This window comes from Streptomyces sp. NPDC047017 (assembly GCF_040644175.1).
In the GTDB taxonomy this organism is placed as follows: Bacteria; Actinomycetota; Actinomycetes; order Streptomycetales; family Streptomycetaceae; genus Streptomyces.
Genome location: NZ_JBEYVW010000009.1, coordinates 297,870 through 314,663, shown reverse-complemented (window position 1 = coordinate 314,663; position 16,794 = coordinate 297,870). Strand labels below are relative to the sequence as shown.

The following is a 16,794-nucleotide window of genomic DNA, read 5'->3' as shown; positions in this document are numbered from 1 at the left end:
AAAACGCTCGGCTGGAAAACACCAGCCGAGCGCCTGCGTGATCTACTGACGGCCACATAAGCCATCAGGTGTTGCGAGGACCCCAAGAATCCGCCAGTCCGACCCGGGGCGCCAGCGCGTGGTGGTCGAGGCCTTCCTCGCCGCCGCGCGCGGCGGCGACTTGGAGGCGCTGGTCGCCGTCCTCCACCCCGACGTGGTGCTGCGGGTCGACGCCGGCGCGCCGGGCCGGGGCGCCGCCGTCTCCAAGGTGGTGCGCGGCGCGCGGACCGTTGCCGCCCAGGCGCTCACCTTCGCCCGGTTCGCCGGGACGGCACGGCTCGTCCTGGTCAACGGCACGATCGGCATGGCCAACGCCCCCGAGGGGCGCCCCCTGTCGGTCAGCGCGGTCACCGTCGAGGACGGCCGGATCACCCAGATGTACATCCTGGCCGACACCGACCGGCTGGCACGCCTGGACCTCCTGACCGCCCTGGAGTACGAGGAGGACTGAACTCCCGTTCGCGCACAGCCGGTTGCCAGGCGCCGCCCGAACACCTCGGCCCGGACCGGGTGGACCCGCCGGCGCACTGCGCCGGGGTCATTCACCCGCCCCGTGCACCGGACAGCGAAGCCCTGGCCCCGCCCCCTCACCGGAGGTCTCGGACACGTCCGGCACCCCGGGAACGCGTACCGGCGCCGCCGGGACGGGCGCGGTGCGCCGCTCCAGGCGCAGCCGCAGCCCCTCGGGCATCAGGGTGAGCCGCTCGGTCACCGTCAGCCGGTAGTCCGGCTCGGCCCGCAGGTCGTAGCGGCGCAGCAGCAGGCCCAGGACCAGCGTGGCCTCGTGCAGCGCGAACTGGCGGCCGATGCACGCCCGCGCGCCGGTGCCGAACGGTTTGAAGACATGCGCCGGGCGGGCGCGCACGGCCCGCGCGTCGAACCGGTCCGGGTCGAACCGTTCCGCGTCCTCGCCCCACACCTCGGGGTCGCGGTGCAGCATGGAGGTCAGCACCAGCGTCCAGGCGCCCGCCCGCATGGGGTGCTCCCCGGCGAGCACGGTGTCGTGCAGGGCCTCGCGGGCGAAGGCGGGCGCGGTCGGCCACAGCCGCAGCGTCTCGTCCAGCACCCGGCGTACGTAGCGCAGCTTGGCGACCTGCTCGTAGCCGGGCGCCGGGCTGTCGCCCCACACCTGGTCCACCTCGGCCCGCGCGCGGGCCGCGATCTCCGGGTGCCGGGCGAGGTAGTGCAGCGCGAAGGAGAGCGCGCCCGAGGTGGTCTCGTGCCCGGCGACCAGGAAGGTGATCACCTGGCGGCGTACGTTCTCCGCCGAGAGGCGTTCCCCGGTCCGCGGGTGGGCCGTCTCCAGCATCCGGTCCAGCAGGTCCCCGCCGCCCGTCCCGGCCCCGCCTCCGGTGCCCGCGCGGCGGGCCCGCACGAGGTCGTCGACCGTGCGGTTGAGGTAGGCGATGTCGGCCGCGTTGCGGCGGCTCGCGGCACGCAGCAGCAGCGGGGCCAGCGGCGCCGGGACGGAGTTGAGCCGCTGCGCGTAGGTGAGGGTGCCGACCATCGCGGTGACGAACGGGTGCGGGCGGGCGCGCTCGAAGGAGCCGAAGTCGTGCCCGAAGCCGGTGCGGGCGATCGTCTCCAGGGTCAGCTTGGTCATGTCGGCGGGCACGTCCACGGCGCGGCCGGCGGCCTGCTCGCGGTCCCAGTGGCCGGTCAGCCGGGCGGCCACGTCCAGCATCATCAGGTGGTAGCCGGCCATCGCCTCCCGGTGGAAGCCGGGGGCCAGCACGTCGTGCGCGAGCTGCCAGTTGGGTTCGTGGTTGTACGCGGTGAACAGCCCGTCGCCCGCGACCGGCCGCAGATTGGCCACGCCGAGGCCGACGTGCTTGGCGAACCGCGCCTCGTCCGCGAGGTCGGCGGCCTGCCGGGCACCCCAGACGAACACGAACTCCTTGCCGAACGCCTTGCGGCGGAAGACCGGGCCGAGATCGCGGGCGTAGCGCATGGTGTCCTGCAGCGGGGTGCGCCGGTCGGCGCCGAGCACATCGCCGAGGAAGGGGACCCGGCGCGGCGGGTGCGGGATGCGGTGCAGCTCGGGCCAGCCCAGTTCCGCGCTGCGGAAACCCTTCGTCCGGCCGCCCGCGGTCGTCGTCTGCGCCATGGCGCCCTCTTCCCGGTCTCCCATGGCCCGCCGGGCCGCGAAGTGACCGTCCCGCCCCGCCCGGACCACACGTGTTGGACGTGGGTTCAATAGCGGTTCCAGTCTGGTCCGGTTGCTGAACCGGCGTCAAGTAGAGTGCGGACATGGCCGCGGACCAGGGGGAGCAGCGGGGGGAGCGGCGCACGCGCCGCCGGCTCAGCACCGAGGAGCGCCGGGAGCAACTGCTGTCGGTGGGGGCGCGGCTGTTCTCGGAGAGCCCGTACGACGACGTGTGGATCGAGCAGGTCGCGGAGATCGCGGGGGTCTCGCGCGGGCTGCTCTACCACTACTTCCCGACCAAGCGGGACTTCTTCGCGGCGGTCGTGGAGCGGGAGAGCGAGCGGATGCTCCGGCTGACCGCGGCGGTGCCCGGCGTCCCGGTGCGCGAACAGCTCTCGGCCGGTCTCGACACGTACCTGGAGCACGTCCGCGCCCACGCGCACGGCTACCGCGCCTTCCACCGCGCCGACGCGGCGGGCGACCAGGCCGTGCGCCGCGTCTACCAGCGGGCACTGGCCGCGCAGGAACGGCAGATCCTGGCCGCGCTGGAGGCGGACCCCGAGTTCGGCCCGCTCGCCGCCCGCCGCCCCGACCTGCGGCTCGCCGTACGCGGCTGGCTGGCCTTCACCACCGCCGTCTGCCTGGAGTGGCTGCGCGGCTGCGACCTGACCCGCGCCCAGGTGCGCGACCTGTGCGCCCGCGCGCTGCTGGGCGTACTGGCCCCCTGAGCGCGAGCGGGCGGCGTATCCCGTCCGCCCCGACCGCTCCCGCCCCGTCCGCTCCCTCCGCCCCGTCCGCCGTGCACGCCCCCACACGCCCCGGCGCGCCCCCCTCCGGACACCCCGGTCCGCCCCGCCTGCTTGGCGCGCGCCCCGATCTCCGATAGGTTAGGCAAGCCTTACCTAATGAGGGCTAGCGAGGAGGTTCCGGATGGGTGACAGCCACAGGTGGGCGGCGGCGCCCGGGGCGGCACAGCGAGCACGGTCGGTGCTCGCCGCCGCGTGGTCCTGCGCGGTGACCGCGCAGGGCGGCCGGGAGGAGTTCGTCGGCGCGCACAGCGTGGCCGACGACGGCCGGGTACTGCTGCACCTGCCCGAGGACAGCGCCCTGGGCGTGAGCGCCGTCTGCGCGCCGCGCGGCGAGCTGCCCGCCGTGCTGGAGTTCACCGACGTCGCCCCCGTCCCGGTCCGCGAGCGGGTCCGCGCCCGGCTGTGGCTCGCCGGACGGTTCACCCCCGTGGGCGACCACCTCGTGTTCCAGCCGATGCGCGTGGTGCTGCGCCGGCCGTGCGGCACCGTCGTCGTCGACCCCGGTGAGTTCGCCGCCGCCGAGCCCGACCCGCTGGCCACCGTGGAGGCCGGCCTGCTCACCCACCTCGCCGAGGCCCACCCCGACGCCGTGGAACGCCTGTGCCGGCTCGTCGGGCCCGACAGCCTGCACGGCGCGGCGCGCGTACGCCCGCTCGCCGTCGACCGGCACGGGCTGACCCTGCGCATCGAACGCGCCCGCGCCCACGGCGACGTACGGCTGGCGTTCCACACGCCCGCCGACGACGTCGGCGGGCTCACCGAACGCATGCACGTCCTGCTCGCGCAGGCCAGCGCCGCGGCCTGCCCGCGCGCCCTACAGCGGCAGCGCACAGACGGCGACGGGTGAGGCGAACGGCTCGCCGGCGAGCCGCAGCGTGCCGTCGGCGCGCCCCACGTGGAACACGCTGACCGTGCCCGACCTCTGGTTCGCCGCGAACAGCAGCGCGCCGTCCGGCGAGAAGGCGATCTGGCGCGGGAAGTCGCCCTGGGCCGGCATCGTGCCCAGCAGCGCGAGCCGGGAACCGTCCGCGCCCACGGCGTAGCGCGCCAGGCTGTTGTGGCCCCGGTTGGCGAGGAAGGCGAACCGGCCGTCCGCGGTGACCAGGAACTGCGCCGGACAGTTCGTGCCCGCGTCCGAGCCCGAGGGCTGCGGGTCGCCGGCGGTCAGCCGGCCGGTCGCCGGGTCGTAGGCGCACACCGCGACCGTGTCGTCCACCTCGTTGGCGAGACAGGCGTACCGGCCGCCGGGATGGAAGGTGAGGTGGCGCGGCCCGGCGCCGGGCCGGGTCCGCGCGCGCGAGACCTCCGTGAGCTTCCCGGCGCGCACGTCGAGACGGTACGTGTACACCGTGTCCGTACCGAGGTCCACGGCGAGCACATGGCCGCCGTCCGGGCTGGTGACGATCTGGTGGGCGTGCGGGCCCCGCTGTCCCGGGCCGGGCGGCGGGCTGGAGTGGGTCACCAGATCGGTGCGCTCACCGAGCGCGCCCGAGCCGTCGACGGGGTGCACGGCCACGCTGCCGGAGGTGTGGTTCGCACTGAGCAGCCGGCGCCCGCCGGGGTGCACGGACAGATGGCAGGGCCCCGCCCCGCCGGCCGGCCGTACGGCGGTCACGGCCCCGTTCGCGCGCTCGTCGACCGCGTAGAGCGTACGGCCGTCCGGGTGCACCGCCGGATACGAGGGATCGGCGACGCCGGTGAGCGGGGAGCGGCCCGTCACGGCGCCCGTGACCGGGTCGTACACCGCCCGGCCGAGGCCCGTGCCGCCCCCCTCGGCCGAGGTGTAGGTGCCGATCCAGAGCGGCCGGGCGCCCCGCGGTCCGCCCGCCGCGGCCCGCCCGGCCGGCGACGTCCCCGGCAACGCGGGCGCCGGGACCGCCGTCGCCGCGGCGGCGCCCGTCACCGCCCCGACCAACCGGCGCCTGCTCCAGCCCCGTTCCGGCTCCCGGCCACTGCCCATCTCCGCACCCCAGGTCGTCGGCCGACTCGGTCGTCCCCGGCACCCTGACGTGGATCACCGCACCGGGGCAAGACCGGCGACCGCTGTCGCACGCACCGCGCCGCGCCGGGTGACGTACGCCGTACGCCGTCCGCCCGTGCTCACCCGGACTGCTCGCACGGACTGCTCACACGGACTGCCGGGCGGCGGCGTCCTCGCGGTCGCGGCGCCGCCGGGCCGGCGCCCCCAGCCGGTCCCCGATCCGGGTCAGCCGCGAACGGCGCTCGCGCTGCTCCCGGGTGTGCCGGTCCAGTTCCTCCAGCAGCCGCTTGGAGCGGTGCTCGGTGTCCATCTCGTCCAGGATGCGGTTGACCTCGGTCAGCACCGCGCCCAGCAGCTGCCACTGGCTCGCGTCCCGCTGCACCTCCTCCAAAAGGAGCTGCGCCAGCTTGTCCCGGGTGGCCGCGGCCTGCCGCAGCTCGGCCGCCAGCCGGTCCTCGGCCGACTCGGCGCTCACCCTGACATCGGTGGTCACCAGCACCGCGTAACTGACCACGGCGTCCGAGATCTCGCTCAGCAACTGCTGCACCAGGGCGCCCGCCTGCGGCGAGAACAGCGGCTCGGGCTCGCGCTCCTTGGTCAGGTCGGTGAAGGTGCGCGCCAGCACCCGCAGCACGACCGTGCAGATCTCCAGCGTGTCCAGGCCGGTGCGCAGCACCACCCGGTGCAGCAGCCCCTCGCGCACCCGCGGGTTCAGCCGCAGGCTGTCCTCGGCCTGCCGCAGGGCGGCGTCCACGTCGGCGATGTCGTGGTCGAGGCGGCGCGCCTCGTGCAGCCGGGCGGCGGCCTGCTCCACCGGGGTGCCGCCGGCCACCTCCTCGCCCATGTGCAGCATCAACTGCCGCATCCGCCGGGCCAGCCCCTCGATGGACTCGCCCGCGTGTTCGGTCCACACCGGGGGAGCGAGCAGCAGGTTGCAGCCCATGCCGACCACCGCGCCGATCAGGGTCTCCACGATCCGCGCCCAGGCCGTGCTGCCCACCGTGGTGACACCGAGGACCAGCATCGCGCTGATCGCCACCTCGGCCACGAACTCGTCCACCCGCACCAGATGCCCCACGCCGAGGCCGGCCAGGATCACCAGCGCGAGGCTCCACCAGGTCAGCCCCACGAGCAGGGAGAAGAGGATGGCCACGACGACACCGGCCACCACCGCGTTCACCCGGCGGATGCTCGTCGTGAGCGTCGCGAACAGGGTCACCTGGACGACCAGCAGGGCCGTCAGCGGAGCGGTCAGCGGCGCCGGCTCGGGACTGAGCCATTTGGCGATCACATACGCGATCGTGGCCGCGACCGTGGACCGCAGTGCCTGCACGACCACGGGATCCCGGTGCCGCCGCACCAGCCGGACAAGGGACGACATCGCCTCACGTACATCTTGCATCCCTTGCGCTGTTCCCCGTTCGCCGACGCGTCGAACGTGGATACGAGCAGGTGGGGGACAGGCGGGGAGGGGCGGACGGCCGCCCGGCCGGGCGCCGGCCCGGCGGATCAGGCCTCCAGCCTGTCCAGGAAACCGGCCAGGTTGCCCCTCGTCCGGGCGATCTGCTCCTCCAGGCTCAGGCTCTCCTCGAACCGCGAACCGGACTCCGGGACCTTCCGGCCGCGCACGTACAGGGAGCAGGCCAGATCGGTGCACATGTACAGGCCGACCGAGTTGCCCTCGCGGCCGGCCGGGCCCGCCTTGCGGGCGGTCATCAGGGACACCCCGCCGCCCGGGTGCGTGGTCAGGCACAGTGAGCACATGCTGCGGTGCAGGAAGCCGCGCTGCGAGGACGGGTGGCGCAGGGCGATGCCGACCGGGCGGCCCGCGCGTTCGGCGACCAGACAGCTGCGCCCGGGCGCGCCCGGGTCCCGCCAGCCCAGGAAGTCGAGATCGTCCCAGGGGCGCTCGTCGAGATCGCGGGGCACCGCCAGGCGCTTGGCCTCGCCCTTCGAGCAGTTGACGAAGGAGCTGCGGATGTCCTGCTCGGTCAGTGATCTCATGGGAGGCTCCGGTGTGGTCGCGACGGCAACGCCTGATGAGGCAATGGCCTGATGCGGCAATGCCTGATGTCAAGTGCCTAATGCTTTTAGCTTCACGTCTAGGGTAAGCAGGTTACGGGAGGGGACACCAATGGATTTCGAGGACGTGCGCTCGCCGCGGGCCCGGGCGGCGCTGCGGCATGTCACCGCGCTCGCCGCGGGACCGGCCGTCGAGCCGGACCTGCGCGTCACGCTGAACTTCCACCCCGACCGCCTGTCCGGCGGTCTGCCGATCCTGCGGGCGCTGGCCCGGGACGGCGCCTACCACTCGCAGTTCGTCACCGGTACCAGCAACGGCGGCCTCACCGCGCACCCCGGAGGCGACCGGTGGCGCTGGGAGAACCGCATTTTCGGCGGCGCCTACGACGACGCGCCCCCGGCCGAGCGGCCCGTCTACGGAGCCCTGGACTTCCGCCGCCAGGTGGTGGGAGCCGCGCCCAGGTTCGGCTCCTCGCACTTCCGGCTCACGCCGGCGGCGCTCGCCCGTGCCACCTTCTGCTACCCGGACAGCGCCGCCGAACCCGCCGACTTCGGCACCGCCGTCGCGCTGGCGCTGACCGCCCTGGCCGGGGCCGACGAGCGCGACGCCCTGGACGACTACGTCGAGGCCCAGGTCCACGGCGGCATCGACCTCGCCCGGGACGTGGAGGCCCTGGTCCTTGACGCGAGCTACCGCGGCACGTCCGTCGAGGCGGACGCCCGGGACCTGCCGTGCCCCGTCGAGTGGCACCCCGGCTACCGCCTCGACGTCGCCGGGCTGCGCCGGCACGCGGACTACCGCGGCGAGGAGTACGCCGTCCTCGGCGCCGCGATCGCCGAGGACGGCCGGCTCGATCCGCGGATCATCGGTGACGCGGCCCGCACCGGCCGGTACGTGCTCCAGGACCTGAAGATGGTCTGGCACACCCTCGCCCGGCACGGGGCGCCCGAGGGCGCGGGCACGGCCTGCCTGCCCCGGGCCGGAGCAGCGGCGGACCCCGGCACCGAAGCGGCAGCCGCTCCCGATCCCGACTTGGCCACGCCTTAATTTATTACGTGGACTAAGAGGGCGGGGAAGTCGCGCCGGGGCGGCGCGCGGCGGTATGTTGCACGTCGGGGCAGGGTGCGGACGAGGGAGCCACATGGCAGGGCGGAACGGGCGCACGGTGCGCGATCTCAGGCGGGCCAACCGTACGGCCGTCCTGCAGCGGCTCTACTTCGACGGCCCGCTCAGCCGCTTCGAACTCGGTCCGGCCACCGGCCTCAGCTCCGGCTCGGTCAGCAACGTCGTCGCCGACCTCGTCGCCGACGGCCTGGTCGAGGAGGCCGGCAGCGTCGGCTCCGACGGCGGCCGCCCGCGCACCCTGCTGCGCGTGGCCCCGCACAGCGGCCACATGATCGGCGTGGACGTCGGCGAGACCCGGGTCCGCGTCGAGCTGTTCGACCTCACCCTCACCGAACGCGCCCGCACCGAACGCCCGCTCGCCGCGCAGCGCTACGACGTCGAGGTGATCACCGGCCACATCCGGGACGGGGTCACCGAGGTGCTGGCCACGGCCGGACTCGCCCCGCAGCGCCTGCTCGGCGTCGGCATCGGGGTTCCCGGCATCGTCGAACGCACCCCGGACCGCGGCGCCGTCGTGCACGGCCAGACCATCGGCTGGGACGCCGTGCCCCTGGAGCGGCTGCTGCGCAGCGGCTCCCGGCTGCCGCAGGAGGTCCCGTACTTCATCGACAACGGCGCCAAGACGCTCGGCCAGGCCGAGATGTGGTTCGGCGCCGGACGCGGCGCGGGCAACGCGGTCGTCGTCCTCTTCGGCTCCGGCGTCGGCGCCAGCCTGGTCACGCCCGAGGTCGAGCGCGGGCGGCCCGTCGAGTGGGGGCACCTGACGGTCCGGGTGCGCGGACGCCGCTGCCGGTGCGGCGCGCTGGGCTGCCTGGAGGCGTACGCCGGCGCGGAGTCGCTGCTGGCCCGCTGGCGCGAGGAGGGCGGGCAGCCGCCGCCCGGCACCGACGAGGAGACCGCGCTGACCACCATGCTGGCCGCCGCCTACCCGCCCGGGGGCACCGCCGCCGACCCGGTGGCACTCGCCGTCCTGGAGGAGACCGCCGAGTACCTGGGCGCGGGCCTGTCCGACCTGATCAACCTCTTCCAGCCCGAGCGCATCCTCATCGGCGGCTGGGCAGGGCTCCAGCTCGGCGCGCGCTTCCTGCCCGCCGTACGCCGCCACGCCACGGCGTACGCGCTGCGCCACCCCGCGCAGAAGGTGACCGTCGAACTCGGCCGCCTCGGCCCGGACGCGGTGACCGTGGGCGCGGCGATCCTGCCGCTGGCCGACTTCTTCGCCCGCGGCGGCCGCCCCGCCGAGCCGCCCCCCGAGGCCGTGCCCCCGGCCTGGCAGACGGCCCTGGAGGAGCGCCGGGCGCAGCCGGCCGCGGGCGGCGCGGCGGGTCGGCCGGGGGCTTCGGGGGTTCAGGGCTTGCGGGCCGCACCGCCGTAGATGTCCGCGGGCTCGGGGGAGGTGCCCGGCTCGGGGCGCCACAGCGGGCAGGAGACGATGCCCGGTGCCAGTACGTCCAGCCCCTCGTAGTAGTCGGTGAGCTGCTCGGGGCTGCGCAGTGCGTAGGGGGCGGCGCCGGTGTCGTCGTAGCCCTGCTGGGCCTCCTTGAGGGCCGGGTCGGTGTCGGTGCTGTCGTAGTGGACGAGGAAGCTGCCGGAGGGCAGGGCGGCCAGCAGACGGCGGACGACGGACTTCGCCTCCTCGTGGTCCTCGATGTGCCCGAGGACGCCCATGAGCATCACGGCGACCGGCCGGCCGAGGTCCAGCGTCCGCCCGGCCCGCTCGACGATCTCCTCGGGGCCGCGCAGATCGGCCTCGACGAAATCGGTGACGCCCTCCGGGGCGCTGCCCAGCAGGGCCTGGGCGTGCCGGATCACCAGCGGGTCGTTGTCGACGTAGACGACGCGTGAGGTGGGCGCGAGGCGCTGGGCGATCTGGTGGGTGTTGTCGTAGGCGGGCAGACCGGCGCCGATGTCGAGGAACTGCCGCACCCCGAGGTCCCCGGCGACGTGCGTCACCGCGCGGATCAGGAACCGGCGGGAGGCGCGGGCCATCGCCTGGATGCCGGGCGCGTGCGCGCGGTAGGCGTCGCCCGCCGTCCGGTCCACCTCGTAGTTGTCCTTACCGCCCAGCCAGTAGTTCCAGACGCGGGCCGAGTGGGGCACCGAGGTGTCGATCCTGGGTGACGCGTCCCGGCCGGTGGTGGGCCGGCTGTCTGCCATGAGGGGTCTCCTGCCGTGCGGCACGCGGTCGTTCACCGACGTACTCTCGACGCCCCTGCGCGAGGCGGTGGTTCTTGAGCGGGAGCGGGACCGCCCGCACGGCGGGAGGTGTCGTGCGGGCGGTCCCGCGGGGCGGGCCGGGGCCGGTGGTCCGGGCCGGGTTCGGCCACGGTCCGGAGCCGGTCGATCCCGGTCCGCCCCGATCGGGGAGGGGCCGCGGATCAGTCGACCAGGAAGTCCGCGAGGCCCGCCTTGGCGCCCGCCAGGAAGGTGGTCATCTCGTCCCGGGTGTAGATCAGCGCGGGCCCGTCGGGGTCCGTGGACTGGCGCACGGCGACCCTGCCGTCGGGCAGGCGCTTGGCCTCCACGCAGGAACCGCCGTTGGTGCCGCTCCAGGGTTTGTGCCAGCCCTCGGTGCCCAGCTCACCGGCGGGCATGCCGGTGCGGACGTGCTCCTCGGAAGCGGCGGCGCCAAAGGCGCGGGGTGCGGTGGATGTCATGGGATCACAACTCCTTACGCAGTTCGCCCAGGATGTCCCTGGTCCGTGAGACCGGCTGGGCCTGTACGGCCATCCGGTCCAGTACTTCGAGATAGGCGACGACGTCCTGCGCCCGGTCGTAGTAGACCGAGCCCGCGAGGTTCTCGGTGTAGACCACGTCGGGCAGTTCGGAGAAGCCGAAGCGGAAGTGGTGGAAGGGGCCGAAGGCCCCGGGATGGGCTCCCACGGCGTGCGGCATCACCTGGATCCGCACCTTCGGCAGGTCCGACAGCTCCAGGAGACGGTCGAGCTGGGCCCGTATCACCTCGGTGCCGCCGACGGGACGGCGCAGCACCGACTCCTCCAGGATGGCCCAGACGACGGGACCGTCCGGCCGGTCGAGCAGATCCTGGCGCTTGACGCGCAGGCCCACGCGACGGGCGATCTCCTCCTCCGGCTCGTTGGGGAAACCCACGCACATCAGCGCGGTGGCGTAGTCGTGCGTCTGCAACAGGCCCGGCACGTAGTGCGGTTCGTACAGCCGGATGACGCTGGCCTCGCTCTCCAGGCTGACGTAGGCCCGGAACCACTCGGGCAGCACATCGCGGAACTTGTACCACCAGCCGGGCTTGTTGGCCTCCCTGGCCAGGCCGACGAAGTCGTCGACCTCCGAGGCCGGCACACCGTAGGCGCGCAGCAGCTCCTTGACGTACGGGATGCGCAGGCCGACCTCGGCCTTCTCCATGCGGCGCACCGTCAGCGGTGTCACCTCGATGACCCGTGCCGCGTCCTCGAACGACACCTCCGCCCGCTCCCGCAGTTGCCGCAGACGCTTGCCCAGGACCATGCGCAGGACGGTGGGTGCGGTGCCGCCAGAGCGGTTCTCACTCACTCCTGACCTCCCGGGACGGCCGTCACAGCGTGCAGTGTGCCACGCGGCCGACGTGACGAACAGGGTGATACGGATCTGGCTGAAATTATCAGAACGCGGGTTGCGAGCCGAGTGTGCCGGACATCATAGTGACCGCGGGAGTTGCCCTGAGAGCAGCCGTCGTCACGATCAACTCCCGTCCAAAGAAAGGGAACTGACGTTCCCACAGGTGCGGTGCGTCCCCCGTGGCCGCACGGGACTGCGAGGCGAGACCCTGGATGACCACCGTGACCGAGACCGCGTCCTGGAGCGCGCTCCGCACCGTGACCGACGGTGGGCGCCGGTGACGGCGTCCAAGGCCCGGCGGCGGGGCGCGGCGCACCCGGCCGGGGACGCCGCAGGCCACGAGGCCGGACCGGGGCGCCTGCGCCGCACGGTGCCCGCCGACCCCGCCCGCGCCTCGGCCGTACGGCGCCTGGTGACCCGTCACCTGGCCCGGCTGCGGCTGCCGGCCGACCAGTGCGACAGCGCCGTCCTGGCCACGGACGAACTGTTCGCCAACGCGGTCCGGCACGCGTGCACCGGGCCGCGTGACACCGTCACCCTCACCATCGAGCACACCGCCCGCACCCTGCGGATCACGCTGGCCGACCGCTCGCCCCGGCTGCCCCGGCGCCGCACGGCGGACGCCGCCGCCGAGTCGGGGCGCGGCCTGGCCATCGTGGCCGCCGTCGCGGACGACTGGGGCCTGGCCCCGCCCGAGCCCGGCAGTCCCGGCAAGCGGGTCTGGTTCACCCTGCGCCTGTGGGGTGCGGCGCCATGAGCGACCGTACGGAACACGCCGTACCCACCGCGTTCCCCGGGGAAGCGGAGGGGAGCGCGGCGACCGCCGTCCGCGAGGTGACCGCCGTCCCCGACGTGCTCGTCCCCGCAGCGACCGCCGTCCCCGTGGCGCTCGTCCCCGCGGTCTCGGCCGAGTTGGTGCGCAGGGCGGCCGAGGACCGGAGGCTGACCCGGGAGGCGGGTGCCGTGCGCACACCCGAGCGACGGCGGCTGGTCGGCCGGTGCCATCAGGACAACGCCGAGGCGCTCGCGGCGATCGTGCACCGCTACGGGTGGCCGACCGCCGACACGGTCGGCACGGAGGCGTCCACCGCCGCGCTGACGATCCTGCTGCACGCCCCCGGCCTCGATCTGCGGCTGCGCTGCCGGGACCTGATCGCCAAGGCCACGGCGGACGGCCGCTGCCCCGCCGTCCACCTCGCCTACATCGCCGACCACTGCGCCGTGGAACTCGGCGAGCCGCAGTTCTACGGGACGCGGATCGACCCGGCGACGCTGCGCCCGTACCCGGTGCGCTGCCCGCAGACCCTCGACGAGCGCCGCGAGGACGTCGGGCTCGCTCCGCTGCTGGAGCAGCTGCGGGCGCTGCGCCTGCCCTGCTGAGGCGTTCCGCGAGGCGTTGTCGGTGCGGAGGTTTCGCAGGTCACCGGGGTGGTACTCGCGCGGCGCCGTACGGCGTGCGAACAGCCGTGCGGAGACACGCACGCCTCCTGGAAGGAGTACCCCGTGACCGGACAATCCCACAGCGCCCCCGGGGCGAGCGGAGCGCCCGTCCCCCGTGACATGCCGGACCAGCAGGCCCAGACGGGCGAGGACCCGTGGGAGGTCGCCCACGTGAGCGGTTCCGGGAAGCGCCGGCCCGGGTCCGCCGCCGACGACGTACCCGACACCGACGAGGCGGGCAGCGGACCCCAGGGGGCCCCGCGCTCGGGCACGGCCCACCCCGAACACCCCGCTCCGCAAGAGCCGTCCGACTGACCGCGCCCTTTCGGGCCTGACCGCGCCCGTTCGGGCGGCGGGCGGCTCAGCCCACCTTGCGGCCCCGCATCGGCGCCGTCTGCGCTCCCTCGCCGCGCTGCAGCCCCCGCAGGAACTCCTGGATGACCTCGATCGCCGTACGCTCGGGGTGCCAGCCCAGTTCGTCGCGGGCCCGGGTGCAGTCCATCAGGGGCAGGCGCAGCACGGCGTCGAACAGGTGCGGCGAGGCCGGCAGCAGATGCAGGCCCCAGGCGGCGGCGATCGCCGAGCGGGCCGCGCCACGTGGCAGCCGCACCGGCCGGGTGCCGAGCAGGTCGCCCAGCACCTTGGCGTCCAGCGGCGGGCCGGCGGCCAGGTTGAAGGCGCCGCGCACCTCGTGCCGCAGCGCCAGCTGGTAGGCCCGGGCGCCGTCGTCGGTGTGCAGCACCTGCACCCGCAGCCCGGGGATGTCCGGCAGGAACGGCAGCAACTCGGGCCGGGCCAGCGGCCCCGGCAGGAACCGGCCCCCGAAGATCCGCCGCTGCTCGCTCGCGGACTCCGCCTTGAAGAGGAAGCCCGGACGCATCCGCACCACCCTGATGTCCGGGTGGTCCCGTTCGAAGGTGTCCAGGGCGCGTTCCAGATACGCCTTCTCCCGGGTGTACGCGGCGTCCGGCCACCCGTGCGTCGGCCACGACTCGTCCACGGCGTGGTCCTTGGGGCCGGGGGAGTAGGCGCCGACCGACGACGCGTGCACCAGCACCGGCACCCGGGCGGCGGCGGCCGCCTCGAAGACGCGGATGCTGCCGAGGACGTTGGTGCGCCAGGTGGTCGCCGGGTCGTGCGTCGGCTGGAACGCCCAGGCCAGGTGGATGACCGCGTCGGCGCCCGCGAACTGCCCGGCCAGGCCGGCCTGCTCGGAGGCCACGTCGACCGCCGCCCACTCGGTCTTCGGCGGCGACCACGCGGGGACGCGGCGGGCCAGCCCCCGCACCACCGCGACTTCCGGGTCCTCCGAGAGGAGGCGGACGACACTGGTACCGACGTTGCCGGTGGCGCCCGTGACGACGACCCTGCTGCCCGACGCGCTGCTCACCTTCGGCTCCTCTCGGGGGCTGACGAGTGCGGGGCCCGAGTAACCCGGTCCACGCCGCCCAACCCGGCCGCGCCCCGGCAGGCCGCCGCCCGTCCGGCCGGGCATGACCTCACGGGCAGGCACGGGCATGACCTCACGGGCAGGCACGGGCATGACCTCACGGGTAATCGCCCCGCGTCCGGCCCGCCGCAATCATGGAGGACGTACCGACGCCCCGCACCACACGCCACAGACTCAGGGAGGCCCCCCGTGCCGTACTTCACCAGCCCCGTCGACGGAACCCGCCTGCACTTCGTCGACTACGGACCGGCCGACGGCCCCGTGGCGGTCTTCGTCAACGGCGCCTACTTCGGCACCGAGACCTGGGAGTTCCAGATGCTGCCGCTGGCCGAGGAGGGCTACCGCTGCGTCAGCCTGGACCGGCGGGGCCACGGCAGATCCGAGGACGTGTGGGGTGGCTTCGACCTGGACACCCTCGCCGACGACCTGCACGGGCTGCTCGACCACTTGGACCTGCGCGAGGTCACCTTCGTCGGCCACTCCATCGGCAGCACGGAGATCGTGCGCTGCCTGACCCGGCACGGCACCGGGCGGGTGGTCCGGGTCGCCCTCGTCGCCGGCATCGCGCCGGGCGTCTCCCGCTCCGCCGACCACCCGGACGGCCTGGACCCGGCCGTCATGCGCGCCGCCAACGAGGTCTTCCGCCGGGACCGCGCCGCCTTCTACGAGGACGGGGCCCACGCCTACTTCGCCCTCGACCTGCCCGGCAACGACGTCTCGCCCGCGTACGTACGCCATGTCATCGGCTGCGCCCTGGTCGCCACCGCCCGCGCGTCGAACGCGGTCAACGAGCTGGTCGTCACCGTGGACGTCGCCCCCGAGCTGCCGAAGCTGGACCTGCCGGTCCTCGTCGTGCACGGCACCCATGACGCCTCGGCCCCCTTCGAGGCGACCGGCCGGCGCACCGCCGCCCTCGTGCCCGGCAGCACCCTGAAGGTCTACGAGAACGCCGGCCACGGCCTGTACGTCACACACGCCGAGCAACTCACCGCGGACCTGCGCGCGTTCATGACCCAGGCGTGAGCCGGGCGGTGCCGGGCAGCGGCGCCGGGCAACCCCGGCCCGCTCCCTGATCCGGCCTGATCCGAACGAGAGGCCCTAGGCGGCGAACGCGTCCACCCCGGTCAGTTCCGCCGACAGCGCCCACAGGCGGGCCGCCTGGTCCGGGTCGGTGGCCCACGGCCTGACGCCGTTCTGGTCGCCCTCCCCGGCCTGCTCGGCGATGTCGCAGTCCTCCAGGTAGACCCCGCCCAGGCCGTCGAGGCGCGGCGAGGTCGCCGCCCAGACCTGGGTGGCGGCACCCTGCTCGGGGGACTTGAACAGGCCGGGGTTCAGCACGGTGCCGTGCTCGTCGATCCAGCCGCGCTCGATCATCTCCTGCTTCGGCAGGTGGCGCTGGAGCGGAGTGATGATGCCGCCGGGATGCAGCGCGAAGGCCCGGACACCGCGGTCGCGGGCGAGCGCGTCGAGACGCACGGCGAACAGCACGTTGGCGGTCTTGGCCTGGCCGTACGCCTGCCACTTGTCGTACTCCCGCCGCCAGTGCGGGTCGTCCCAGCGGACGCCCGAGAAGTGGTGGCCGCGCGAGGAGACCGAGACCACCCGGGCGCCGCCCGGCTCGATCGCCGGCCACAACCGGTTGACCAGGGCGAAGTGTCCGAGGTGGTTGGTGGCGAACTGGGCCTCCCAGCCGGGTCCGACCCGGGTCTCGGGGCAGGCCATGATCCCGGCGTTGCCGATCATGAGATCGACGGTGCGGCCGGAGGCCAGGAAGCGTTCGGCGAAGGCGCGCACGCTGTCCAGGTCGCCCAGGTCCAGCTCGTCCACCTCGACGCCCCCGACGCCGTCCAGCGCCTCCCGCGCGGTGGCCGGGCGGCGGGCCGGGACGACCACGCGGGCGCCCGCCCGGGTCAGAGCCCGGGTGGTCTCCAGGCCGAGGCCCGAGTACCCGCCGGTGACGATCGCGAGCCTGCCGGTGAGATCGATGCCCCGCAGGACGTCGTCGGCGGTGCTCGTCGCGCCGAAACCGGAACCGATCCTGTGCTGTGGCGTAGTGCTCATGCCGGGAACGCTACGGATTGGAGCGCACTCGAAGTCAAGCGTGCCGCGCGCGCCGCCGCCGGGCCCCGACGTGCGGGACTGCGGGGCGTACGGGGTGGGCTGGGGCGGGCGGACAGAGAAGAGCCCCGGCCGGACGGGGGAATCACG

Annotated in this window: 16 protein-coding genes and 2 pseudogenes; 9 read left to right on the top strand and 9 right to left on the bottom strand. The window is 74.5% G+C overall.

From position 1 onward, the window contains the following. Positions 1-94 precede the first annotated feature (94 nt). A pseudogene (locus ABZ858_RS18210) lies at positions 95-490 on the top strand (nuclear transport factor 2 family protein); the annotation flags it as partial. Positions 491-577: 87 nt separating this feature from the next. Here the strand turns inward: ABZ858_RS18210 and ABZ858_RS18205 are convergent. After that, complete coding sequence (locus ABZ858_RS18205) at positions 578-2,146, bottom strand: cytochrome P450 (protein ID WP_361378813.1); 1,569 nt, start codon at positions 2,144-2,146, stop codon at positions 578-580. Positions 2,147-2,289: 143 nt separating this feature from the next. Here ABZ858_RS18205 and ABZ858_RS18200 point away from each other — a divergent pair, with 143 nt between their 5' ends. Together ABZ858_RS18200 and ABZ858_RS18195 are read left to right on the top strand one after the other, a co-directional pair. Then, positions 2,290-2,913 carry a TetR/AcrR family transcriptional regulator gene (locus ABZ858_RS18200; protein WP_361378810.1) on the top strand — a complete coding sequence of 208 codons (624 nt, stop codon included), beginning with the start codon at positions 2,290-2,292 and terminating at the stop codon, positions 2,911-2,913. A 202-nt stretch (positions 2,914-3,115) separates the two neighbouring features. Further along, positions 3,116-3,841 (top strand): DUF2470 domain-containing protein, encoded by a 726-nt coding sequence (locus ABZ858_RS18195; protein ID WP_361378807.1) that lies wholly within the window; start codon positions 3,116-3,118, stop codon positions 3,839-3,841. On the opposite strand, the gene ABZ858_RS18190 is transcribed toward ABZ858_RS18195, so the two are convergent. The 3 genes from ABZ858_RS18190 to ABZ858_RS18180 all read right to left on the bottom strand — a co-directional run bounded on the left by ABZ858_RS18190 (position 3,809) and on the right by ABZ858_RS18180 (position 6,979). Next, positions 3,809-4,954, bottom strand: a complete 1,146-nt coding sequence (locus ABZ858_RS18190) for a lactonase family protein (protein WP_361378804.1) — start codon at positions 4,952-4,954, stop codon at positions 3,809-3,811. The two genes, ABZ858_RS18195 and ABZ858_RS18190, sit on opposite strands and share 33 nt — an antisense overlap. Positions 4,955-5,120: 166 nt before the next feature. Then, entirely contained in the window at positions 5,121-6,377 is a 1,257-nt protein-coding gene (locus ABZ858_RS18185) for an aromatic acid exporter family protein (RefSeq protein ID WP_361378801.1), read from the bottom strand. Between the two features lie 107 nt (positions 6,378-6,484). After that, positions 6,485-6,979 (bottom strand): FBP domain-containing protein, encoded by a 495-nt coding sequence (locus ABZ858_RS18180; RefSeq protein WP_361378798.1) that lies wholly within the window; start codon positions 6,977-6,979, stop codon positions 6,485-6,487. 130 nt (positions 6,980-7,109) lie between these two features. Between ABZ858_RS18180 and ABZ858_RS18175 the strand changes: the two genes are divergently transcribed. Together ABZ858_RS18175 and ABZ858_RS18170 are read left to right on the top strand one after the other, a co-directional pair. Further along, complete coding sequence (locus tag ABZ858_RS18175) at positions 7,110-8,045, top strand: DUF3626 domain-containing protein (protein WP_361378795.1); 936 nt, start codon at positions 7,110-7,112, stop codon at positions 8,043-8,045. A gap of 94 nt (positions 8,046-8,139) precedes the next feature. Further along, positions 8,140-9,417: pseudogene (locus ABZ858_RS18170) on the top strand (ROK family transcriptional regulator); the annotation flags it as partial. A 53-nt stretch (positions 9,418-9,470) separates the two neighbouring features. Here the strand turns inward: ABZ858_RS18170 and ABZ858_RS18165 are convergent. From ABZ858_RS18165 to ABZ858_RS18155, 3 genes are all read right to left on the bottom strand, one after another. Beyond that, entirely contained in the window at positions 9,471-10,280 is an 810-nt protein-coding gene (locus ABZ858_RS18165; RefSeq protein ID WP_361378792.1) for an SAM-dependent methyltransferase, read from the bottom strand. 221 nt (positions 10,281-10,501) lie between these two features. Then, a complete protein-coding gene (locus tag ABZ858_RS18160) occupies positions 10,502-10,780 on the bottom strand; it encodes a DUF397 domain-containing protein (RefSeq protein ID WP_361378789.1) in 279 nt (92 codons plus the stop codon). Positions 10,781-10,784: 4 nt separating this feature from the next. Next, on the bottom strand, positions 10,785-11,651 hold the full coding sequence (locus ABZ858_RS18155) for a helix-turn-helix transcriptional regulator (protein ID WP_361378786.1): 867 nt from the start codon (positions 11,649-11,651) through the stop codon (positions 10,785-10,787). A gap of 322 nt (positions 11,652-11,973) precedes the next feature. Here ABZ858_RS18155 and ABZ858_RS18150 point away from each other — a divergent pair, with 322 nt between their 5' ends. The 3 genes from ABZ858_RS18150 (at position 11,974) to ABZ858_RS18140 (ending at position 13,451) form a co-directional block, all read left to right on the top strand. Beyond that, positions 11,974-12,453, top strand: coding sequence for an ATP-binding protein (locus ABZ858_RS18150; protein WP_361378783.1), 480 nt, complete (start codon positions 11,974-11,976; stop codon positions 12,451-12,453). Further along, positions 12,450-13,076 (top strand): DUF6624 domain-containing protein, encoded by a 627-nt coding sequence (locus ABZ858_RS18145; protein WP_361378780.1) that lies wholly within the window; start codon positions 12,450-12,452, stop codon positions 13,074-13,076. Before ABZ858_RS18150 ends, ABZ858_RS18145 begins: the two co-directional genes overlap by 4 nt. A 180-nt stretch (positions 13,077-13,256) precedes the next feature. Continuing rightward, positions 13,257-13,451, top strand: coding sequence for a hypothetical protein (locus ABZ858_RS18140; protein WP_361378879.1), 195 nt, complete (start codon positions 13,257-13,259; stop codon positions 13,449-13,451). A gap of 46 nt (positions 13,452-13,497) precedes the next feature. Here the strand turns inward: ABZ858_RS18140 and ABZ858_RS18135 are convergent, their stop codons facing one another. Then, entirely contained in the window at positions 13,498-14,526 is a 1,029-nt protein-coding gene (locus ABZ858_RS18135; protein WP_361378777.1) for an SDR family oxidoreductase, read from the bottom strand. A gap of 249 nt (positions 14,527-14,775) precedes the next feature. Here ABZ858_RS18135 and ABZ858_RS18130 point away from each other — a divergent pair, with 249 nt between their 5' ends. Then, positions 14,776-15,609, top strand: coding sequence for an alpha/beta hydrolase (locus ABZ858_RS18130; protein WP_361378774.1), 834 nt, complete (start codon positions 14,776-14,778; stop codon positions 15,607-15,609). A gap of 75 nt (positions 15,610-15,684) precedes the next feature. On the opposite strand, the gene ABZ858_RS18125 is transcribed toward ABZ858_RS18130, so the two are convergent. Continuing rightward, positions 15,685-16,647, bottom strand: coding sequence for an SDR family NAD(P)-dependent oxidoreductase (locus ABZ858_RS18125; RefSeq protein WP_361378771.1), 963 nt, complete (start codon positions 16,645-16,647; stop codon positions 15,685-15,687). Positions 16,648-16,794 lie beyond the last annotated feature (147 nt).